The organism is Sphaerospermopsis aphanizomenoides BCCUSP55, assembly GCF_001586785.1.
Classification (GTDB): domain Bacteria; phylum Cyanobacteriota; class Cyanobacteriia; order Cyanobacteriales; family Nostocaceae; genus Sphaerospermopsis_A; species Sphaerospermopsis_A aphanizomenoides_A.
The window spans coordinates 1-22,966 of sequence record NZ_LUFH02000003.1; the positions used below are offsets into that span (position 1 = coordinate 1).

At 38.2% G+C, this 22,966-nt stretch carries 19 protein-coding genes and 1 tRNA gene; 13 read left to right on the plus strand and 7 right to left on the minus strand.

What is annotated here, in order from left to right:
* Positions 1–350: 350 nt before the first annotated feature.
* The 4 genes from glyQ (at position 351) to A0J48_RS01050 (ending at position 4,574) form a co-directional block, all read left to right on the plus strand.
* The gene (glyQ, locus tag A0J48_RS01035) at positions 351–1,229 is read left to right on the plus strand and encodes a glycine--tRNA ligase subunit alpha (protein WP_200319497.1); all 879 of its coding nucleotides are present in this window, start codon (positions 351–353) and stop codon (positions 1,227–1,229) included.
* Positions 1,230–1,304: 75 nt separating this feature from the next.
* Positions 1,305–1,790 (plus strand): DUF4079 domain-containing protein, encoded by a 486-nt coding sequence (locus tag A0J48_RS01040; protein WP_200319499.1) that lies wholly within the window; start codon positions 1,305–1,307, stop codon positions 1,788–1,790.
* Between the two features lie 249 nt (positions 1,791–2,039).
* On the plus strand, positions 2,040–4,394 hold the full coding sequence (locus A0J48_RS01045) for a ComEC/Rec2 family competence protein (RefSeq protein WP_200319501.1): 2,355 nt from the start codon (positions 2,040–2,042) through the stop codon (positions 4,392–4,394).
* Between the two features lie 95 nt (positions 4,395–4,489).
* Positions 4,490–4,574: transfer RNA gene (locus A0J48_RS01050), tRNA-Ser, on the plus strand.
* A gap of 9 nt (positions 4,575–4,583) precedes the next feature.
* Here A0J48_RS01050 and A0J48_RS01055 read toward each other — a convergent pair.
* Positions 4,584–5,027 (minus strand): DUF2267 domain-containing protein, encoded by a 444-nt coding sequence (locus A0J48_RS01055; RefSeq protein ID WP_200319503.1) that lies wholly within the window; start codon positions 5,025–5,027, stop codon positions 4,584–4,586.
* Positions 5,028–5,234: 207 nt separating this feature from the next.
* Between A0J48_RS01055 and A0J48_RS01060 the strand changes: the two genes are divergently transcribed.
* Complete coding sequence (locus tag A0J48_RS01060; RefSeq protein WP_200319505.1) at positions 5,235–6,413, plus strand: CapA family protein; 1,179 nt, start codon at positions 5,235–5,237, stop codon at positions 6,411–6,413.
* A gap of 244 nt (positions 6,414–6,657) precedes the next feature.
* Here the strand turns inward: A0J48_RS01060 and A0J48_RS01065 are convergent, their stop codons facing one another.
* Together A0J48_RS01065 and A0J48_RS01070 are read right to left on the minus strand one after the other, a co-directional pair.
* Positions 6,658–8,364: a serine/threonine protein kinase gene (locus tag A0J48_RS01065; RefSeq protein WP_200319507.1), complete on the minus strand. Its 1,707-nt coding sequence runs from the start codon at positions 8,362–8,364 to the stop codon at positions 6,658–6,660.
* A gap of 164 nt (positions 8,365–8,528) precedes the next feature.
* Complete coding sequence (locus A0J48_RS01070; protein ID WP_200319509.1) at positions 8,529–10,586, minus strand: BamA/TamA family outer membrane protein; 2,058 nt, start codon at positions 10,584–10,586, stop codon at positions 8,529–8,531.
* A gap of 528 nt (positions 10,587–11,114) precedes the next feature.
* Between A0J48_RS01070 and A0J48_RS01075 the strand changes: the two genes are divergently transcribed.
* Positions 11,115–12,449 carry a lipid-A-disaccharide synthase-related protein gene (locus tag A0J48_RS01075; protein ID WP_200319510.1) on the plus strand — a complete coding sequence of 445 codons (1,335 nt, stop codon included), beginning with the start codon at positions 11,115–11,117 and terminating at the stop codon, positions 12,447–12,449.
* A gap of 13 nt (positions 12,450–12,462) precedes the next feature.
* On the opposite strand, the gene A0J48_RS01080 is transcribed toward A0J48_RS01075, so the two are convergent.
* Positions 12,463–13,185 carry a response regulator transcription factor gene (locus A0J48_RS01080; RefSeq protein ID WP_200319512.1) on the minus strand — a complete coding sequence of 241 codons (723 nt, stop codon included), beginning with the start codon at positions 13,183–13,185 and terminating at the stop codon, positions 12,463–12,465.
* 1,146 nt (positions 13,186–14,331) lie between these two features.
* Here A0J48_RS01080 and A0J48_RS01085 point away from each other — a divergent pair.
* Positions 14,332–15,672 carry an ATP-binding response regulator gene (locus A0J48_RS01085; RefSeq protein WP_200319514.1) on the plus strand — a complete coding sequence of 447 codons (1,341 nt, stop codon included), beginning with the start codon at positions 14,332–14,334 and terminating at the stop codon, positions 15,670–15,672.
* Positions 15,673–15,838: 166 nt separating this feature from the next.
* Entirely contained in the window at positions 15,839–16,972 is a 1,134-nt protein-coding gene (locus A0J48_RS01090; RefSeq protein WP_200319515.1) for a hybrid sensor histidine kinase/response regulator, read from the plus strand.
* A gap of 2 nt (positions 16,973–16,974) precedes the next feature.
* Here A0J48_RS01090 and A0J48_RS01095 read toward each other — a convergent pair whose 3' ends face one another.
* The gene (locus A0J48_RS01095) at positions 16,975–17,433 is read right to left on the minus strand and encodes a response regulator (RefSeq protein ID WP_200319517.1); all 459 of its coding nucleotides are present in this window, start codon (positions 17,431–17,433) and stop codon (positions 16,975–16,977) included.
* 919 nt (positions 17,434–18,352) lie between these two features.
* Here A0J48_RS01095 and A0J48_RS01100 point away from each other — a divergent pair.
* The 5 genes from A0J48_RS01100 (at position 18,353) to A0J48_RS01120 (ending at position 21,363) form a co-directional block, all read left to right on the plus strand.
* Positions 18,353–19,555: an AAA family ATPase gene (locus A0J48_RS01100; RefSeq protein ID WP_200319519.1), complete on the plus strand. Its 1,203-nt coding sequence runs from the start codon at positions 18,353–18,355 to the stop codon at positions 19,553–19,555.
* A gap of 92 nt (positions 19,556–19,647) precedes the next feature.
* Positions 19,648–19,824: a hypothetical protein gene (locus A0J48_RS01105; RefSeq protein ID WP_325078085.1), complete on the plus strand. Its 177-nt coding sequence runs from the start codon at positions 19,648–19,650 to the stop codon at positions 19,822–19,824.
* A 120-nt stretch (positions 19,825–19,944) separates the two neighbouring features.
* On the plus strand, positions 19,945–20,358 hold the full coding sequence (locus A0J48_RS01110) for a hypothetical protein (protein WP_200319521.1): 414 nt from the start codon (positions 19,945–19,947) through the stop codon (positions 20,356–20,358).
* 34 nt (positions 20,359–20,392) lie between these two features.
* Positions 20,393–20,962: an RNA 2'-phosphotransferase gene (locus tag A0J48_RS01115; RefSeq protein WP_200319523.1), complete on the plus strand. Its 570-nt coding sequence runs from the start codon at positions 20,393–20,395 to the stop codon at positions 20,960–20,962.
* A gap of 128 nt (positions 20,963–21,090) precedes the next feature.
* On the plus strand, positions 21,091–21,363 hold the full coding sequence (locus tag A0J48_RS01120; protein ID WP_200319525.1) for a GlsB/YeaQ/YmgE family stress response membrane protein: 273 nt from the start codon (positions 21,091–21,093) through the stop codon (positions 21,361–21,363).
* A 122-nt stretch (positions 21,364–21,485) separates the two neighbouring features.
* Here A0J48_RS01120 and A0J48_RS01125 read toward each other — a convergent pair whose 3' ends face one another.
* Together A0J48_RS01125 and A0J48_RS01130 are read right to left on the minus strand one after the other, a co-directional pair.
* Positions 21,486–22,253, minus strand: a complete 768-nt coding sequence (locus tag A0J48_RS01125) for a ChaB family protein (protein ID WP_200319527.1) — start codon at positions 22,251–22,253, stop codon at positions 21,486–21,488.
* 49 nt (positions 22,254–22,302) lie between these two features.
* Positions 22,303–22,842 (minus strand): Dps family protein, encoded by a 540-nt coding sequence (locus A0J48_RS01130; protein WP_200319674.1) that lies wholly within the window; start codon positions 22,840–22,842, stop codon positions 22,303–22,305.
* Between the last annotated feature and the right edge of the window lie 124 nt (positions 22,843–22,966).

A 22,966-nucleotide genomic window follows, 5' to 3' on the forward strand; every position in this document is an offset into this window, starting at 1 on the left:
ACCGCCAGCGTTCATCCTGAGCCAGGATCAAACTCTCCGTTTTGTTAAGTTTGTTTTTAGCTCTTTTGACTGATTTCTACCTCAGTCCGGTAATTATCTTTACTTGACGCAGGTACTTGTTATATACTGGCTTTCAAACTATAATGTTTTCAAGGTTCGGTGTCCCTCCGAGTCCCGCTCTCTAGCGGCTCTCTCTCAGGCACTTATTCAATATATCGAACCTACTTTGCAATGTCAACTCTTTTTTCAAACTTTTTGGGAAAAAATTTTTTTAACGGCTCAAAGCTGCTGATAGTGCTGGGTTTAGGCAACAATGGTTTAGGCATTGTTGACTTAAGGAAGAGTAGATAGTGAATTTTCAGTCAGTAATAGCGGTTTTACATCAGTTTTGGGGTGAGCGTGGTTGCTTGATTGCTCAACCTTATGACATGGAGAAGGGAGCAGGCACTAAAAACCCCCATACTTTTCTAAGGGCTTTGGGTCCAGAACCTTGGGCTGTTGCTTACGTTGAACCTTGCCGCCGTCCGACGGACGGGCGCTATGGAGAAAACCCAAATCGGTTTCAACATTATTATCAATATCAAGTGCTGATTAAACCTTCACCAGATAATATCCAAGAAATTTATCTTGATTCTTTAAGGGCTTTAGGGATTCGTCCAGAAGATCATGATATTCGGTTTGTGGAAGATAACTGGGAAGATGCGACAGTGGGGGCTTGGGGTACTGGTTGGGAAGTGTGGTTAGATGGGATGGAAATTACTCAGTTTACCTATTTCCAACAATGTGGGGGTATTGATTGCCGTCCGGTGTCCATTGAGATTACTTATGGTTTAGAGCGACTGGCTATGTACCTCCAGCAAGTGGAAGCCATTACTAAGATCCAATGGACGGATAACATTACTTATGGTGATGTTCATCTTCAGGGTGAGATTGAGCAGTGTACTTACAATTTTGAAGCCTCGAATCCTGAGATGTTGCTGACGCTGTTTAATATATATGAGCAGGAAGCTACTCAATTAACGGAACGAGGACTGGTTTTACCCAGCTTGGACTATGTAATTAAGTGTTCCCATACTTTTAACTTGCTCGATGCACGTGGTGTAATTTCCGTGACGGAACGGACTCGTTACATTACCAGGATTCGACATTTGGCCAGGAAAGTGGCTCATTTATATGTTGAGCAAAGGGAGAAGTTGGGTTTCCCATTGCTTAAAAATGCCGTAAGTTGAACAATAGGCTAAGTGTTAATTTTTGTAACCCCCCAGAACAGGGGGGTCATAGTTGAAAATAGTGGTGTGTGTCAGATGATCAATATCAGTGAAGCTTTAGAACCTATTGCGACTTGGTTTCGTTCTTTGGGTGTTCCTGAACCAATTGTGCATTGGGGACATCCTGTGATGATGGGAATTGTGATTTTTGTGGTGGGTAGTTTTGTGGGTGTGACAGGTTGGCGAGGAAAACTGCTGCAAGATGTGAGTAAAGATGCTGCGCTTAAAAGTCGAAACGCCCATCGTCAGTTAGCACCTTGGTTATTTATCTTTTTGGCAGGTGGTTATACAGGTGGTGTATTGTCTTTGGTGATGCAGCATCAACCACTTTTTGAAAGTCCTCATTTTTGGACTGGTTCGATTGTATTGTTATTGCTCTTGGTGAATGGTTTAATTTCTTTAAGCGGATTTTTTGGAGATCAAGCTGGTTTACGTGCAGTTCACGCTTATTTAGGAAGTACAGCACTTTTGATTTTGTTTGTTCATGCTGTATTAGGTTTTAATTTGGGTATGTCTTTGTAAAGTTAGTATTTTCCAATTTTTCGATTTTGTTGGGTGGCGTTGTCGCTTAACCCAACCGACAATTATTTTTCTACTAAACTGCATTTGCATTTGTTTATATAGAGTTACTTGTATACAGCAGCCTTTAGCAGTCAGCGGTCAGCAGTAAAACCCTTTTGGTGCAAGGCTTTGTAATAAAAACTTGTACCTGTTTGATCTGCAATATGCTGTATAAATTTTATTATTTGGTGGTTTGGCAATTAAATTTTTATGATGCAGAGTAGTGTAATAATTTGTCTTGCCTATATTTTAGGGTTGCTATTTACGGTAGTTCCTTGGGGTGGTGTATGGGTTTTGGTGTTGGGGATATTAGCCGCAGTTCTATTTCGTGCCAGTTACATTAGTCTATGGAAATTTACTCAGAAACGCGGAAAGCCTGTAACCAAGTCTAAGACAGGGACTAATACTCCGCTAACTACACCTCATCCCAGAGTTTGGCTAATAGCCGGTTTAGTGGGGTTGTTGGCAACTGTGTATTTTCAATTGCGGATACCCCAACCAGGAGAAAAAGATATCAGTCAGTTTGTTTCTGGTGAAAATAATCGTAATCAAGAACAATTGGTAATTGTACGTGGGGACGTTGCTACTAATCCTCGTTTAACTCGCAGTCAAAGGGGACAATTTTGGCTGAATGCAACCCAGCTAGATGAAGTGAAAAATGATCAAGGCCCGGCCAGTTTACCCAAAGGCGTGACTGGTAAGTTGTATGTGACTGTGCCTATACTGCAAGTTACTGGTTTATATCCTGGCCAACAAATTGCTGTCACGGGGATGTTGTATAAGCCAAAAGCGGCATCAAACCCTGGTGCTTTTGATTTTCAGAGGTATCTGAAACAGGAAGGTACTTTTGCGGGTTTGATTGGTAAACAGATCAATTTTATTGATGAAGAACGTCAATGGGGATGGTGGCAGATTCGGGAAAAAATTGTGCGATCGCAAGTTCGTTGGTTGGGTGTTCCCGAAGGTCCCCTTGTGAGTGCAATGGTTTTGGGTAGCAAGGCTGTAGATTTACCTTATGATATCCGTGATTTATTTGTAAAAGCTGGTTTAGCTCATGCTTTAGCTGCTTCGGGATTTCAAACTTCTCTGATTTTAGGTGTAATTTTACAACTAACTAAACGTGCAAAGAAGGGAACTCAAATTATTTGCGGTGCCTTGGGTTTAATGACTTTTTTGTGTTTAGCTGGGTTTCAAGCTGCGGTACTCAGAGCCGTAATTATGGGTTTTGCCGCTTTAGTTGGTTTAGCTTTGGATAGAAAAGTTCAACAACTTGGATCTCTACTTTTAGCAGCTACATTATTATTGTTATTTAATCCTGTTTGGATTTGGGATTTAGGTTTTCAACTTAGTTTTTTAGCTACTTTAGGATTAATTGTTACAGCCACACCAATAACTAAACGTTTGGATTGGCTGCCACCTGCGATCGCTTCTTTAATTTCTGTTCCTTTAGCTGCAACAATTTGGACTTTACCCCTACTATTAAACATTTTTAGTGTAGTTGCAGTTTACAGTGTGCCATTAAATATTATCACTACACCATTGATTTCTGTCGTTAGTATTGGTGGTATGGTTAGTGCTTTATTCAGCTTAATTGTACCAGATTTAGGTAGCACATTAGCAAGTTTTTTATACTATCCAACTCACTGGTTAATTAAATTGGCTAATTTTTTTGCTGATTTGCCAGGAAGCTCATTGGCAGTTGGAAGTATTTCTACTTGGCAAATGTTGGTAATTTATGGATTAATTATATTTACTTGTTTAATGCGCTGGTGGCAGCGCCGATGGTGGTTTGCTGGATTAATTGCCGTTGTTTTAGTAATAGTTCCTGTTTGGCATTCTGCCAACAACTTATTGCGAATTACATTACTAGCAACTAATAAAGAACCTGTGTTAGTAATTCAAGATAAAGGGCAAATAACTCTGATTAATAGCGGTGATGAAGGAACAGGACGTTTCACAATTTTACCTTTTTTACAACAACAGGGTATCAATAAAATTGATTGGGCTATTTCTAGTAAATTTTTAGCTAATCAAAATGATGCCTGGTTAGAACTTTTGGCAAATTTACCTATCACTAATTTTTATGCTTATGCCTCCCAGGTAGAAAATAATCTTGAAACTCAAATAATTCAGGAAAAGTTGCAAAAACATAAAGGGATTTACCAATCTTTATCATTCGGACAAACTGTCAATAACGGTTCAACCATTGCCCAATTTGTAAATGATCAATTACCAATTTTACGATTACAAATTTTTGGACAAAATTGGTTATTAATAGGTAGTGTCAAATCTCAACAAATACAACAGCTAGTGAAAACAGGCGGTTTATCTAGTCCGCAGGTGCTTTGGTGTCCATCAGAATCTTTAAAGGATTTGGTTTTGGCATTGCAACCACAAGTAGCTATAGCATCGGCGAATAATCTTGATAGCAAAACTTTATCAGCTATCAGTAAAGGGAAAACTAAACTGTTCTTCACAGGTGAAGATGGGGCTATTCAATGGACACCTAATGGTGACTTTGAAGCTTTCATCCAAGTTACAGAAAATAAATCTTCCAGTTTTTGACAAGTTTAGGAATCGAGATGTTATAATTGTGAGCAATGTAAAATATTATTCCTTTTATTCACTAAAAATCAGCGAATAAAGTGAATAATACGGTTGGAGAGGTGTCCGAGTGGTTGATGGTGACGCACTCGAAATGCGTTTTGGGGAAACCCAACGGGGGTTCGAATCCCCCCCTCTCCGTTTAATAAATTAAGTACGAACAGTTTCCGGCCACAGTTCTCGCAATGCAGGTGGCATCATGTTAATAACATCTTCAATTTCTCCTTGAGAAACTCGTTGAGCCATAATTTTGAAGACAGCACGCACTAAAGTTTCAGGATCGATATCAGCATTAACATTGCGGAAGTAATGACTGATATGTTCAAAGAATTCTTCCTTAGTTTTATCTTTGTGTTGTTTAGCACCTGGTCGCCAATTTTCGTAATAGAATCCACCTAATAAAATGGGTAACTGCGCTCCTAAATGGGCAGCTTCTTCTACAGTCAAGCGATCGCGCAATGTATGTAATGTCGCTCGTAAAGCTTGAAAAACTTGGTGTTTATTTTCCCAACCTAATTCTTTTGCTAACTCATTCACCCAAGGAATAGTTTTCTGCAAAGTTGCATCAAAAATATCTAATCCTGTCATTGTCATAATTTTTTCTCCTTCAGCGCAGCAATATAAATTGAGTTTAGAATCTAAAAAATCTGTTATCAGTTCAGATGATATAAAGCTAAATATTTATCAACTTCTAGCTAATGAAGTAAGATTTTATCTCCATTCCTCTATCTGGTAGGGGATTAATATCTTTACATCACTGTATTTTAGGTTAAACTAATGCCAGTATGTGAGGAGTAAAAAATGGCAACTCGCAACCAGGTGGAACTATTGGCGTTGAGTTTTGTTAGTGTTTGCTTTTGTTTGGGTATTAGTTTAGGAGTGACGATCAAATTTGGCAAAATACAGCAATCAGATGCTGCTGCGACAGAGATTCCTGTATTTACGCCTGATTCCATTCCGAGCTTAGAAGATGAACTACAGACAGTCACTATTAAAGCTGTTGGGGATATTATTCCTGGAACAAATTTTCCTAACTATAAATTACCGCAAAATCCCAATCAGTTATTACCGAAATCTGTAAGAACGCACCTAGAAGGAGCAGATATTTTATTTGGTAATTTTGAAAGTAGCTTAACTTACCATCCTTACAGTGCAAAAGATATCAGTCGCGGACAAACTTTTGCTTTTCGTTCACCACCTGCGTATGCTCAATTATTTGCCGAAGCTGGTTTTGATGTCTTCAATATAGCCAATAACCACACGATGGATTTTGGTGTCATTGGGTTTAGAGATACAGTTAAAAATTTAGAAAATGCGGGGATAAAAACATTAGGTCATAAAAATCAAATTCTCTACCTAGAAGCTAATCAAATACCAATTGCGATGATTGGCTTCACAACATATAACTTATATAATTCAGTTCATAACTTAGCCACAGCTAAAGCTTTGGTAGAAGAAGCGAAAAATAACGCCAAAATTGTCATTGTTTCCATGCAAGTTGGCGCAGAAGGAACTGCTGCTTTGCACGTAAAAGATCAGACAGAATTTTTCTACGGTGAAAACAGAGGTAATTCCTTAAAATTTGCCAGGACAATGATTGATACAGGAGCAGATTTAGTTTTAGGACACGGGCCTCATGTTCCGAGAGCAATTGAATTTTATAAAGGAAAAATCATTGCTTATTCGTTGGGTAACTTTTTAGGATATCGAACTTTAGCTACTAATGCTCAAACAGGTTACTCAATGATTTTAGAAGTCAAACTGAACTCAGAAGGTCAATTAGTATCTAGTAAAATTATCCCTGTGCATTTAAATAAACATGGTATCCCACAAATTGATCAATATTTCAGAACTGTGGGACTACTGCGTTATTTAAATAATCATGATTTTCCTGATAGTCAGCTAGAAATTAATCAAAAAGGAGAAATTGTGGTTGTGAATCAAAAACAAAATTTAGATACAGCAAAAAATCGAGAATAGGTAGCACCAATTTGAAAAGTTATATCAAGTTCGGCTAATTACTTACGATATATAGCAATTCTCATTCAAGTGAGGTACAAGCAGTCATAGTTAAACGCAGATGGACGCAGATAAACGCAGATGATTTTGTACTTCATTAGACTAGGAAATGCTATAAAAGTGTTGGAAATATTTGCTTTTTTATATTCCCTATTCCCTATTCCCTGACCCAACAGATATCGTAAGTTTTCCACCGGACATGATATTACTCTGATTTTTCCAAAGACTTCTCCTCTGTTGAAGATTGATTATCGCTAGACGAATTTGATTTTGTTTCTTGGGTTGGTACAACTACCGCAGAAGGATCTTTACTCTGAGATTCTTTTGGTGGTGCTGGAGGTATGACCACAGGATTTTTAGGTGGTGGTGCTGGAGGTATGACCACAGAATCATCTTGTGTTACAGGTGCGGATGAATCAGAATTCTGATTAGAAGCTGGTGGGACATTTTCTGAGGAAGGTGTAGAGGTAACACGAGGAGATGATTTAGCTTCCCGTAGCTTTTCACTCAGGGATGGTGTAGAAGTAACAGCAGGTGTAGATGTGGTACGTCGAGTTTTGCGGAATGGAACTTCTGGAGAATTATTTTCAGGTTCTTGAGATGAGTTTTCTGGAGAAGAGCGATCGCTACGCTGACCAGAGGTAACGCTTGCTTGACTATCTGTATCGCTACTGGGAGTTGCTTCTTGGTAAATACGACGTTTGCGTTTGCGTCGTTCAGATGTAGAAAAAGAAGCAGATTCACTGGGATAATCTGTTTGATTTGCTGGACTTTCAGGTGAAGTTGTACTTCCAGCTACAGGGTTTGGAGTAGTCAGTTCTGGTTTAGATTCCTCAGACAGCGGATTAGGAGTTTGTAACTGAGATTTAGGTAGTATTCTGGTAATAGTAAATCCTGTGGTAGCAGCCGCTAAAACTATACCAATGCTGATCAATATCTTAGTTAGTGGTAATTTGTTTTGTATTGCTGTAACTGCTTCCACTGGTGATGAGATGGTAGTAGGAGTAGGAACAGCTTGGTTGAGGAGATTTTCTGATTCTTGGACAGATAAATCAATCGTTGGTGCTGGTTGGGTTGGTAATGATGGTGTCATCTCAAAGCCATTTCTACCAGGTAGTAATTCTAGCCACTCTGCTACTGTAGCTGGACGAAAACGCGACTCTACAGCCATACCTCGCATAACTGCTTGATTAATAGACGCACTGAGGTGGGGTTGCAGTTCACGAGGAGAAGCCATTGGTTGGCGATCGCGCAACAATGAAGGGATAGGAACTTGTCCTGTTAACAGCGCATATAAAGTTGCCGCTAAACCATAAACATCTGTTGCTGGAGTGCGTGGTGCTTGAGTTAAATATTGTTCAATCGGTGCATAACCCTCACTCACTAAACCTGTGTGAGTTTGTTTAACACCGCTATTAAATTCTCTAGCAATACCAAAATCAATTAGCACTACCTCCTGAGTTCCTTGACGGAGGATAATATTATCAGGTTTAATATCTCGGTGCAGCAAACCATTATTATGTACTACCTGCAATGCTGCCCCAATTTGGCGAATATAATGCACTGCTGTCTCTTCTGGTAATGGTATTCCTGGCAAAACGAAGGCTTGACCTAAAGTTTCCCCAGGAATATATTCCATCACCATGTAGGGTAGGTCATTCTCCACAAAAAAATCACTAACCCGGACAATATTGGGATGGATGCAAGTAGCTAATCTTCTGGCTTCATCTTGAAATTGACGCTCAAACTTGGGAAAATCAGGATTTTGTCGCAACCGTTCATTGATCGTCTTCATCACTACCTCTTGTCCCAAGTAGTGATGCTTCGCTTTGAACGTAATACCAAATCCACCCCGGCCTATCTCTTGGATGATAGTATATTTTCCACTTTGTAAAATTGTGCCTGTTAACATAGGGAAACTTGATTCCTTAGTGGGCGGTTGACACTCCCCTCAGCGGTTTTGTCTTATTCATCATATAGCAGGAGACAAAATACAGGTAAAAGGTGACAGGTGACAGGTGACAGGGAACAGGTGACAGGTGACAGGTGACAGGGAAAGCTGAAAATTGTCAATTGTTAAAATCTCTGACCTATGCCAATATGTACTCGACTATCTCCTTGGTCATTAATTCCATAGTCAGCGCGAATTAAACCCAAAGGTGACTCAACACGGACTCCTGCACCATAACCAAAACCACTACCAGGTTTGTTCCGCACACCCGCAGGATCTCCAATTACCGTATCACCAGATCCTAAATCTGAAGCAAAATCTGCGAATATCACACCTCCAGCGATGGGGAAGATGGGAAAACGATATTCAGCAGAAGCTAAAACATAACTGCGACCACTGGCTACATCACCAGCATCATAACCACGCACTGAATTAGAACCACCTAAATTAAAGGTTTCATAGGGTGGTAAATCTCCGATCACTGTACCAGCTTGCAAATTGAGAGCAAATATTTGTGGCTGTTTGCTATTAAACCATTTAACTGGCAAAAACTGGCTGTAATTACCCCTGAGACGATTCATGGTAATCTGACCATGACCAACGGGAATAGATTGTTCGGTGCTGAAAGAGAGGATAGAACCTTGAGTTGGTTTGACAGGGTTATCCCTCTCGTCTTTGGTTGCTGTGAAGGATACTGTAGTGAGGTCATCTATTCCCGTATCACTGAAAGATAATTGGTTATTGTTGGCATCTCTGGGGGTAATATTACCTTCCCGATCACGGATGGTGACACGAGTATAGTTAAGACCGACAGAAGCATCCCAACCATCTAGCTGTTGTTGCACACTGAAACTACCACCTATTTTCCCTTCTCGGACTTTTTCGCCATTGGCCAATGTGATGGTATCGTCGAAGGTATCTGAAAGTTGTCTTCTTCTAAAGGTTTTGATGTTATAACCTAAGCGTTCAGGATTGCTTGCTCGATAAGGACTATTAAAATTAGTGTTAAACAGAATATCCTGGCGATTTACTTCCACATTAGCTGTCAAGGTATCATTAATACCGCCAACATTTTGGTCTCTATAACTGACAACCACTGATATCCCATCATCAGCATTGTAACCGCCACCCAAGTTAACTGAACGCGCCCCAATTTCTTGCAGTTCATAAACTAAATCCAGTTTTGTTGCATCTCCTTCAAAGGCAACATTGACACTTTTAAATAAACCTAATTTATATAAAGTTTGGACATCTTGCTGGGCTAATTTGTCTTCAAATACTTTACCTGGTTTTAATTTGAGTTGCTGTCTGAGGAAATCTTCTTTAGTTCTGCCTTTAATGGGATTACCTTGATTATCAACCTTTTGTCCCTCGTCATTCAGAAAGCGAAATTTGACATTACCCACCAACCCTTCAGCTACATTTACCGTGAGGATACCTTGGCGGCTGGGTTGAATTGATAGTACCCTGGCTAGGGTATAACCATTTTCTGCATACCATTTATTAATTTGTTCTACTATTTGTTTCAGTGCGGCTGGACTGATATCTTTACCAATCTGATTCCTAAATTTTTCTAAGGCTACTTGATAGGTGAGAATTTTTGCACCAGATAGCTGTAATGCTTGCACTACTACAGGTTGAACTTGATAAACTACATTCAAACCAGCAGAGGTAGTTGTGGTGTTAACATTAGCACTAGTAAATAAACCAGTATCCAGAATTGCGGCTACATCTTTTTGCAATTGGGTTTGACTGGTTTGTCCTCCTGTTTTAGTTTTAATAACTTGGCGAATTATTTGCTCTAATTCGGGATTAGCACCAACTATCTGTACATTAGTAGCAAGAACAAATAGATCATTATCTGTATCTGTAATCAAGTTGTTATTAATATTTTCGGGTACAACTACAGGTGGATTTAAGTTGTTATTAATATTGTTATTAGTATTATTGGGTACAACTACAGGTTGGGAACTAAATTCTACAGCATAAGTAGTTTCAGGAGATGCAACTGTTTCCTCTGGTGTCGGCTGAGTTTCTACAAACGGAACTACTACCACATCAGTGGCTGATTCGGTTTTACCTTCTGGATTTGTGGTTTGATTAAGTAGAGCATTTGCTTGCTGAGTGGCATTACTAGCAGCTAAAGTAGCTAATGTGAAAATTGCCGCAGAAGAAACTCGCATAATTAATATTGATTAACTTCATCAACTGGTAGTTAGTAGCAGTCATCCGATTTTAGATTTTGGATTTTGGATTTTGGATTGACCTCACAGATAGGGGGCTTGTAGCATCAAGGAATTATTGGACAACAAGAGGGGGGTAGGGTTTAGGGTGTAGGGTCAATTGAATTAAATTCGTAATTAACTCTTCCTATACCTGTGAATTCATAGACAGGGAATTGTAATTTTTTGTTTCTGGTCACAAAAGTTGTCAGCAAACGCTGATCTAATTATTGCCTGAATAAATTTAAAGACAGAAGATTTGAAGTAAATTAGGTACAAACCTCAATCTAAAAGTCTTTGCTGGCAAGCATTTGAAAGCTGACTGCTGACTGCTGACCGCTGCTGTAAGTATTTATCTCTAAGGATAGTTTATAGCAGGGGAAATACAGGTTTATTTAGTAATCACCAATACTTATTATCAGACGCTATGATGACAAATTGCAATAGGCCGCAGCGATTGCCATTCAAAAATATAAAATATAAAATCCTATGACTAATTTATTGCCATTATCTTTGATGACAAATTCCCTAGCAGCTACTTCGCGGTTACAGTTACTGGTTTTAAGTAATGGTCATGGAGAGGATATCATTGCTGTGCGTATTTTACAGGAACTGCAACGGTTATCTTCGCCACCAGATATTTTTGCTTTACCAATTGTAGGTGAAGGGCGTGCTTACCAGCAGTTGGATATACCCTGTATTGGGGCGGTTAAAACCATGCCTTCCGGTGGCTTTATTTATATGGATAGTCGCCAATTGATGCGAGATGTGCAGGGTGGTTTGGTGCAGCTGACCTGGAAGCAAATTCAGGCTATGCGCCGTTGGGTAAATTGTCAGACAAAATTAGGTAATAAGAAGGCGATTTTAGCGGTGGGGGATATTGTACCACTGTTGTTTGCAGCTTTCAGTGGCGCTAACTATGGGTTTGTAGGAACGGCAAAATCTGAATATTATGTGCGAGATGAGGCGGGTTTGTTACCGAGAAAATCAAAATCGGCACGTTGGGAAAACTTTTCTGGTTCGATTTACCATCCTTGGGAAAGGTGGTTAATGAGTCGTCGTCGTTGTCGGGCGGTGTTTCCTAGAGATTCGCTGACGACGGAAATATTAAGACAGTGGCCGATCCGGGCTTTTGATTTGGGTAATCCCATGATGGACGGTTTAGAACCAAATGTGACAAGGGCAAAATTTTATAGTGCTGAACAAGAAGAGATTGTTCGGCCTTTGATTGTGACTTTGCTTCCTGGTTCTCGCGCTAATGAAGCTTATGCTAACTGGGAAGTTATTATGACTGCTGTATCTGGTTTGATGACTAGTTGGCGGGAGCGAAATATGGTATTTTTAGGTGCGATCGCTCCCGGTTTAGATGGGGATATTTTATCTCACACTCTGCAAATTCAAGGTTGGCATAGATGTACAGAATCTCCCATTCAACTAGCTGATCAAGATTGCTTGACGTTTAAACAAAAGAATAATTATGTAATTCTCAGCCAAAAAGCTTATAGTGACTGCTTGCATTTAGGAGATTTGGCGATCGCAATGGCAGGTACAGCGACAGAACAATTTATTGGTTTAGGCAAACCTGCGATCGCTATTCCCGGAAACGGTCCTCAATATAACCCCGCTTTTGCTGAAGCCCAAAGTCGTCTTTTAGGATCATCTTTAATTTTAGTAGACCAACCAGCCAAAGTTGCCCAAGTAATCCAATCCCTGTTTAAGAATCCTGACCTTTTTAATCAAATTGCCGAAAATGGCAGCAAACGTATGGGTCAACCAGGTGCAGCAAAACGCATTGCGGAATGTTTGCAAGTACAATTTAGTTGAAGTTGAAACCATTTTAACCCACTAACCCAGAACGCAAAGCCCGAACCGCAGCTTGGGTACGGTCATCAGCACATAGTTTGTTTAAAATATTGCGAACGTGAGTTTTGACTGTCCCCACCGTAATGTATAGCTTTTCGGCAATTTGTCCATTACTGCAACCAGCAACTATTAACTCTAAAATTTCCAGTTCCCGTTGAGTTAAGGGATAAGTTTCGAGAACTTGCTCATATTCTGTGGCTAGTGCCTCGATTTTTACAGTTTTTGGTTTATCTGTAGTTGTACTTTCGCCTGGTAAACCCAAACGCATTTTTTTTAATACCACGTTGGCAATAGCCGGATCAATCCAAGAGTTACCAGCGTGAGTAGCTTGTATTGCTTCTGTCAATTTATTGATGCTTGTTTCTTTCATATAGTAAGAATCTGCCCCAGCTGCAAAAGCTGCTAGAACTGCATCTTCTGTATGATTCATGGTCAAAATGAGAATTTTTGTATTTGCTTGTCCGTTTTCTAACTGTTGGCGCTTAAACTTACGAGTCAGTTCAATCCCGTCCATATCTGGTAAACCAATATCTACTACAGCCACATCAGGTTTAGTGGTTTCCAAGAGTTTTAAACCCTGAGTAGCATTGGCTGCTTCACCAATCACTTTTAAACCGCTCTGTGACTGTAATGCTGCCCTTAGTCCCATGCGGGTTAAATCATGATCTTCAATCAAAAGAATGCTAATTTCACTCATTGTTACACTCAACGATATAATATCTGTTTGTATCTGCTTGCTGCTGTGAACTTAAAACATTTTGTAAGTATTTGATTTTACTGTTTCCCCAAACCAAAGGTAGATGATATTTTAAATGAGTTGCATCCACCGAGAGAAATAATAAATTCCACTTATTTTATTTTAGGCAGAAGTAAAAATCTAGCTACGGATATATAGCTATTAAGAAAAAAAAGATGAAATATTGATACGAATGTAAAATCAGGTAGGTATCAAAATCAGAAATAAGGAGTTGATCAATGCTGATAACTGTTGGCTGACAGATGAATGCTTATACTTAGCATAATCAACTAAAATCAGACAGACACATAACTATGTTATCTTAACAGTACAGGTAGAAACTAACCTGTGATTAGTCCAAGAGAACTGTTTATTCCTTATGTAAATAAGGACAGAATTCCAAGTTAATGATTAAGTATACAGTTATCAGTGAATGCCTATGCCAAACTAGGCAGCAAGTGTAGCTATCGGGGCAAGACTTTATGGCCAACAACTTGAATCAGGAGTTCAGGAGTATGCCTCTAGCTTGCATCTTATCCCCTGCAAAGATGCTATGCCTTAGGGAAGCTTTCGCTTCAGCGATACAGAAGACTTATGCCAAAAAGCTGCTTACCTTAGACATAGCTTGGCATTAGCCATAGGCCAAACCAAGCAGATTAAACCAAGCAGATTAAGAAGAGGAATGAATTTTTTTCCTCTCACCCCTACACCCTGATATTTTTGTAACTAGTAACTTGGGTTAATGCTTCATGAGTAACAACTCACTTATCAGAACTGAATACTTTTTTAGTGAGTAAAATTGCTCAGGTTTATGATACACAATATTTCTATGCAACTCTCACTAATGGCTGAGGACGGTGAATCATCTACTCATTTACAATTGTGTTGAGATGGATAAAGTATTTTATTTTACTTTATATGGACTCTAGATCATGGGGGAGGGAATTGTTTTCATCTGCAAAATTGCTAATTGTTTACCAATAATTATTAATTAACCATGAACAGTTTTCTCTTAACTAAAGTTATCAATAGTAAATTCTTAGTTACATGATTGAAAAAAACAAATGCTGTACATCAATGTATACTGCACAGCGAAAATAAAAACTGATGGAAGAGACGCTAAAAATTTTGGTTGTAGATGATGATGAAGTAGATCGCATGGCAGTCCGTTTAGCCCTGACGAAGGCAAGTGTTTACATGGAAATCAGCGAGGTCAGTGACTGTAATGATGCCCTCTCTGTCCTCGAAAATACTAAATTTGACTGCGTTTTTCTCGATTATCACTTACCAGACCAAGATAGCTTAACTTTAATACACAAGCTGCGCTCTTCAGAAATCAAAGTTCCCTTAGTCATTCTCACTGCTCAAGGAGAGGAAAAAATAGCTGTTGAGTTGATGAAAATAGGTGTGACAGACTATCTGATTAGATCTCAGCTATTCTCAGAAAATTTAACACGAGTTTTACAAAATGCAATTCGATTATATCAGGCTGAAATGAAAGCCGATGTGGCATATCAACAACTCAAAGAAAGTCATGAACAACTAATTCGTAAGAATCAAGAATTGGAGCAACAACAGCAAAAAATTCAGTTGCAAAATTTGAGATTGTTAGAAGCCTCACGACTCAAGTCAAAGTTTTTAGCAACCATATCTCATGAGTTGCGAACCCCAATGAATGCCATTATTGGGTTTTCACAGATACTATTACGTCCCAAGTTTGGTAATCTTACTAATCAGCAAGCGGATATGGTGGAGCGTATCCTCAATAATGGTAAGCATTTGCTGATGCTGCTCAATGAAGTCCTGGATTTTTCCAAATTAGAATCGGGAAAATTAGAACTAAAACCGGAAATATTTGATTTATCGAAAATAGTTAATAACTCTGTATTGGAAATACGCTCCTTAGCTGAAGCTAAAAATTTATCTTTGCTTGTGGAAATAGACTTACAAAATAGTTTAGTATTCAATGACCCAATCAGAGTACGTCAGATTATAATTAACCTGCTTTCTAATGCGGTTAAATTTACAGAAACGGGAGGAATTTGGATAGAAGTGACAGAAATTCCCAAAAATAGATTAACCATGACGATCCGAGATACAGGAATCGGCATTTCTCCTCAAGATTATACACATATTTTTGAAGCATTTCGACAAGTAGATCAAGGGATTAGCCGTAAATATCCTGGAACTGGACTAGGTTTAGCAATTACTGATTCATTGGTAAAAATGATGGGAGGAAAAATATTTCTGGAAAGTCAATTAGGAGTGGGTTCAATATTTAAAATTGAATTACCACGTCAAATAACATCAGCAGCTAATGATGTAGGAGATGATTATAGTTTAAATTTAGCTAGTGATGATGGAATTTATTTTTATCATCAAAATCCACGCCAAATACCACCACAATTAAACAAAGCTTCAATTGAATATCCTCATCTCAAACTGTAGATTAATTGTCAGCATTCAGCCGTCAGCTATCGGCACGGCTTCACCGAACGGAGACGCTACGCGAACAGAGGAACTCCGTTAACGCCGTGGCGTAGCCACTTACTGATGAATGATAGCTGAATACTTAAGATTAAGTTAGCTTAATTTGAAAAAGTTGTAAATTATTATGTCTGTTATCAAAAGTGATAAAGTTGACCGTATTCTTGCCGTTGATGATACTAGGGATAATTTAATTTTAGTGCAAACACTTTTAGAAAGTGAGGGTTATGAAGTTGAATTAGTATCAGATGGTGCAACTGCTTTAGCAAAAGTGAAGCAATCTCCACCGGATCTGATTTTATTAGATGTGATGATGCCGGGGATGGATGGTTATGAAGTAACACGCAAAATTCGTAATTATGCTGATCTTAGTTATATTCCCATTTTGTTGATCACAGCTTTTCACGAATCTAGTGTAGTTGAAGGATTAGATGCTGGTGCTGATGATTTTATTCGGAAACCATTTGATACAGATGAATTACTGGCAAGAGTGCGATCGCTATTGCGACTGAAGCATAGTATTGACGAACAACAAAAAATGACTCGTCAAAGAGAAGATTTTGTTTCTCGTCTCACCCATGATTTACGCACACCTTTAGTAGCAGCTGATCGAATGTTAGCACTGTTTCAACAGGAGACTTTTTGTAAAATTTCTCCCGAAATGAAGCAAGCGATCACTGTAATGATTCGCAGTAACCAAAATTTAATGCAAATGGTGAATACTTTACTAGAAGTATATCGCTTTGAGGCAGGGAAAAAAACCTTAAATTTAGAAAGATGTGATTTACAGGAAATAGTCCAAGAAGTCATTAGTGAACTAACACCCCTGGCGATTGAGAAAAACTTGACTCTCAACTTAAACACTCATGAATTAAACCAGCTAGGTAATAATCCTGGCATCATCATTGCTGATAAACTAGAAATCCGGCGTGTGTTGAATAACTTAATTGGTAATGCTATTAAGTTTACGGATACAGGGGGTATCGAAATTCGCCTTTTTGAAACCTTACCTACCAAAACTGATCCAGGTGAAATCGTCATTGAAGTTGCAGATACAGGTTACGGAATAGCACCAGAAGATCAAGCAACTATTTTCGAGCGATTTCGTCAAGGGAGAAATAAAAGATCAGGTAGTGGTTTAGGACTCCATCTGTCACAAATAATCATAGAAGCACATGGAGGCCAAATAGAAGTTCTCTCAGAATTAGGTAAAGGCAGCGTGTTCACTATTAGACTACCGAAAAAAACTAATTTTGATTAGTTCTAGCTTTCCTGACAGACTTCCAACGGAGAATAGGGAACAAATTTATCATCAAGCAACCGCCAAATAATCTCCTCTAAATCCTCCAGCATATAGGGTTTACTAATGTAGTCATCAAAACCTGCTTTAAGGATACGTTCTTTTTCTTCCCTACCTGCTAAAGCCGTAACTGCAACTACTGGAATATCGGCAGTAAGTGGTTCTCGTTTTAAAGATCGCACAATATCTAGACCATTTAAACCCGGTAACAAAATATCCAACAAAATTAAGTCTGGGTGATACTCTTTCGCTACTAATAGTGTTGTATAACTTTCATTTTGACAAATAAATCTACACCCTAGTAACTCCAGTGTATAACTCAGTAACAGTAGACTATCATCATGATCTTCTACTACTAAAATTAAAGGTGACTGAGAGCTTTGCTTCTTTTCATCACTCATGAATGAATGTGTCAGATACATCTCTTCTCCAGAAAATTAAGTTGGGCTTTATCGTCTTTATAGTTAAATCAGACGATAATTCCGCAAGTCATCAGAGAGTGCTTATTCAGGATTAGATTGTGTTTTGCTGGCGCTCAGTTGCTCATCCTTACCCACATCACAAAGGAAAGAAAAACTCAATCTGAATAGCTTTAGCAGACACCCCTTGATTATATGCAAAATTACAGAATATTTTCCTCATAAGTTCACAATAACTTTATCGAGAAAAATTGCATAGTTATTTCCTCTAGTATCACTTCTAACTTGTCTATAATCTCAATAGAGGAATCCTATTCCCTGCCTCAATGAGTAATTAGGGCTACGCCAAGCTACGCTATCATTAATCAAACCGGAGTCCTAGATATTGATTATGTGTAATTCTGTATAAGAACCAAGATCACGTAAATGATGAATATACAGGTAAAAATTGTGAGGATTTATTAAATAATAGTAACTTTAGCAACATGATCATTTATTGTGGGGGAGGAAAAGTTGTTTTGACTACACAAATGGGATAATTTATTTTTTGGCGTTCCCTTAGCTACCAACGGAATTCATACGAAATCTTACTGAATTTTAATACTACTTAATTAAGATACGATAGTAAGCATTCAGCTATCAGTGGTCAGCAGTTAGCTAAAACCTGTTTTGAGACTGAGTTTAAGGATTTGTTTTGGGAAACTTACACCAAACTTAATTAGTAATCCTTTTGTCAGAATGCTCATAAATTCATGGTTGAAAATTGCTGATAGCTGTTAGCGCAGCTTGCCGTATGATTCCTAAGTCGTTATGCACGCTATAGGCGTTAGCTGACGACTGAATGCTTACATACGATACAATTTTTGTATCATCTCTGGCATGATGAAAAAATAATTCTAGGCTTGCTAAACTAGATATAGATATGGATTTTGACTATTTCGGCAGTAACGATAATAATTCCGCGAATAACAATCGACAAAACCTACTCTCTAGTGGTTGGAGGCCATTTAACCGTGATTTTGATTGGGGCTATTTCCAGCAACTAATATTGAACGATACCCAGGAATTAACCCAAAAAAGTATTAATTTACTTAGTTATTATGCAGATGCTTTAGCTAGAAAAGAATATGCTTGGTGGGCAAATATATTAAACTTAGCATCTGACTATACTCGTGGTGAATTGCAAAAATTTTGGAACTTTATTACACCGGATGCACTCACTCCAGATTATCGTTACAAAGATGTTTTAAGTACAGAAACACCTATTGTTCAATTCGTCAGTCGTAACAGTATTCCTATTGACTATGTTCTCAATTTATTGCAAGAAATTACTGTTTTAAGAGTGCTACGTTTATTAGAACGCCCTGATATTATCACTCAATATTACTCAGAGAGAGATTTCTATTTTCCAGTCGAAAAGTTTGTTAGCTGGGAACGCCTAGATGTAATCAATACCGTTTATGCCTACTGGTCTAAACATGATATTTGGTTACAGATTGATCCCTATGATCGGGGACGGAGACAATATACCTTAATGTCGAAAAATTTAGCGCCATTAATTAATAAAGCCACTTATGATTTAGCAGTGATGTTAAGTGGATATCAAAATCGTGTCGGTAAGGTGCATAATCAGTTTCCTATTCGGTCATTTTCTCAAGAAATTCAAAATTTTACTGATTCAGTTCAGCAAGCTATTCTCAATCAAAATCAACTAGCAGTTGTGGTGCATGGAGAACCAGGTACCGGTAAAACAGCATGGACACAATCAGTAGCAAAAGAAATTCTTGTCCCTTTAGGCTATGTAATTTTTATTTTGGATCATGATGCCATTACTAACTTTGTTCCCCCAAGCTATTTAGAAAGAATTTGCATTATCATCAACGAAGCTGATAACCTAGCTCAAAATAGAGCTTCAGAAGTAGCCCAATATAACAACAAAACTGAGCATATTTTAGCGTTGTTAGATGGCACTTTGTACCAAAGTGTAATTGATGAATCTGGAGTACAAATTAAGCAGCGTTTGGTGGTATTGATGACTTGTAACACTACAGAAAGATTAGATCCAGCTATGCTACGCAAAGGAAGAGTAGATTTAATGTGTGAGTTTACCCAACGTTTTGTTTAAGCAATCAAGGATTTTATTCCTGACTCCTGACTCCTGCTATACATAAGTTAATACTCCTTGTTCCCATTGGGAGAATATCTGATCAAAAATCCATGAACAAAGTTTTCCAATCAGAAGAACAGCAAATTACTAGATTATTTTCTCACCTGGAATTTGATGGCAATAAATTAAATCATCAACCAGGTAGCGTCTTAGAAAGCACTGCTTTGATTGCTGTAACTACCATTGCTGCTGGCAACAACGAAACCAACGAAACCAACAAAAATTAACAAATAGCGTCTATAGATCGCTTATACCAGGTAGTTAAATCACATTAATTACAATGATTACAGTGGCATTAGCCTTAATCGGAAAACAAATTTTTTCAATTTAATCTCCATTTTAACATTATGAATCCACAATCTCCCTTGCAATTGACTAAAGGGGCAATTCTGCGGTTAAGTTTGTTATTTTTAGCAATGCTTGGGTTTGTTGTGTGGTTAAATCAGTCTGGGTCATTGGAAAATGCCCAACTTTTAGAAAACCTTTATCGTCAGGGAAATTATATTGAGGCTGTATTATGGGGTTTGTTTGCATTTGGATTTATAGTATATAGCTACAAACGAGATTCCCGCATAGCTAAACGTAAAAATCAAATTACATCTCTAATTTTCCTGTTGTTTGGATTATCTGATATTGTCGAAGTGCAAACGGGAGCATGGTGGAAACCTTGGTGGTTATTTCTCTGGAAAGCAAGTTGTGTTTTAGGGTTTATAGTTTGCTTTTGGGATTATTTGAAAACTCATCGTTCCCACAATCACTAAATTAATTTTAATTGTTAATCAAACATCATTAAATATGAGTAATTTACGCTTGGTTAAAATCAGCAAATTTATGAGTAAATATTTACGTCATGAACCAGAAGAGATAGGCATTCAATTAGCTCCTGGTGGTTGGGTTACTGTAGATGAACTGCTAACAGCTTGTGCTAATCACAAATTTCCTATCACCCGTGAAGAATTAGAAGCAGTTGTTGCTACTAGCGATAAAAAACGCTTTGCTTTTGATTCTACATTGACTTTGATTCGTGCTAATCAAGGACACAGTATAGAAGTTGATTTGCAGTTAGAACCTGTTGTACCTCCCAATCTGCTATATCACGGAACAGAAAGCAAATCTGTAGATGCGATTATGCAAACAGGAATTTCTAAAATGTTACGTCATCATGTACATTTATCTTCTGATATTGCCACAGCAAAAACAGTGGGTGCAAGACACGGAAAACCTGTTATTTTGACTGTAGATGCTGCTAGGATGTATGAGCATGGTTACATTTTCTATCGTTCTGATAATGGTGTTTGGTTAGTAGATCATGTACCACCTGAATATTTACGAACAATTTCATCTGATTTAGGTAGACAAGAGTGAGCATTTCCTATTAACTCGGATTTAAATTACGAATTACGCATTACAAATTCTGGAAATACTTCTTTTGATAGACTTAATAAGTAGATAAAATTACTAATCTATGGATAGGAATTCTCATGGATTAGACTATGAATATTATTGCTTGGATAATTCTGGGTCTGATTGCTGGAGCTATTGCTAAAGCTATTTATCCTGGTCGTCAAGGTGGCGGAATTTTAGCCACAATGGTATTAGGTATGGTTGGTCCTTTAATTGGTGGAACTTTAGTTACTTTGTTAGACACAGGCACTTTACAATTTACATCTGCAACTTTGAGTATTCCAGGAATTATTGTGGCACTTATTGGGGCAATAATCGCCATTTTTCTTTGGGGATTATTTACTGGACGTACGAGTGATTAGTGGGATAGTTAAGATGATTTAAATACCTAGAGCCGAGATATTAGCAAATAAAATTTAGTCAAATATAAAAAGGTAATGAGTTTTACCCCATTACCTATTACTCATGATGAAAATACAAGTAATTAAACACCAACTTTTACTCTTGACCAAACACCATTTTCATCTTCATCAAATTGTTGATGAACTGCATCCCAAGCAGATCGTTCAGCGGTAGACTCGTCTGTTGTATCATTAAGTATGGAGTTATAACGCTGAATAAATGTACGCTGCGCTTCTTCTGATAGATGAGCGCGAACTTCAGGAGATAAGTCTTCTGGACTGTTACATGGACCTGGACAAGGATGAGCTAGTGTTTTACCAATAGTTTGAATTTCTTCACCACCAGCACTTTCTAAGATCAATTGAAATTCTCCACTGCGATCGCTTGGTATTTCTACCATTAATAAAAACTCTCCCGCTTCTAAGCGAGTTTGATAAACCGCAGCTTTATCTTCTGGCATTCCTAAAGCAGTAAAAACTGATACTAAACCAGCACCAGCACTACCAGCGATCGCGCCACTTGCAGCACCCAGCAGCAAAGCACCAATAGGGCCTGCTGCGACAATTGGTCCCACAAAGGGAATAAACAATACACCTACACCCGTCAATAAGCTGAGGAAGGAACCAAACAAAGAACCAAAAATTGCTCCTGTTCTCAAACCTCCTAAAATTACATCTCGCTTGCTAATAAAACCAGAAATTCGCGTTTCTGACTGGAAATTTCTACCCATCACCGAAATATGATCTTTCGGTACACCTCTATCTAGTAAACGCCGAATTACATCATCAATTTGCTTTTGTTCTTTAAATATAGCTGAGATGGTACGCTCTGCTTGATATCCTTCTGGCACTTCTTTACTCCTTGTATTTTTTCAGGGAATTTATGTTAATAATTCTTGACTACACACCAACCGGAACTTTATTTTCTGTTGGTTGTTGTCTACCATCCGGTTCTAATGCTTGTCCTTCAATAAATGAGCGCAACATCCAAGCCATTTCTTCATGTTCTTCCATCAATTCAGTTAAAAAATCAGCAGAACCTTGATCATGAAATTCTTCGCTACATTGGTCTACATGATTTCTTAAATTGCGAATCACCTGTTCATGATCTTCTACCAATTGAGTTACCATTCCCGTAGCTGTAGGAATTTCTCCGCTATGTTCTTTGAGAGTAGCAAGATTGAGAAATCCTTCCATTGTGCCAGTGGGATAACAACCCAAAGTCCGAATTCTTTCAGCTATTTTATCAATATTTTCCGTCAGTTGTTCATAGTGTTCTTCCCACAGTTCATGCAAGCTGCGAAACTGTGGTCCGACAACATCCCAATGATATTTTTTCGTTTTTACTAGCAGTACATAAGCATCTGCCAAATCTTGATTTAACAAATTCATCACCCCGTGACGCTGTTCGTCTGTTAAACCAATGTTTATTTTATGTATGGTCATCATTTATCATCCCTATTAGCACGTAAATAACTTACATATAAGTTTTAAAAATATCGAAATAATCCTCATCAACCAAAGGAAAGATTAACCTTTAATTACTTTTATCCTTTTGGTAATA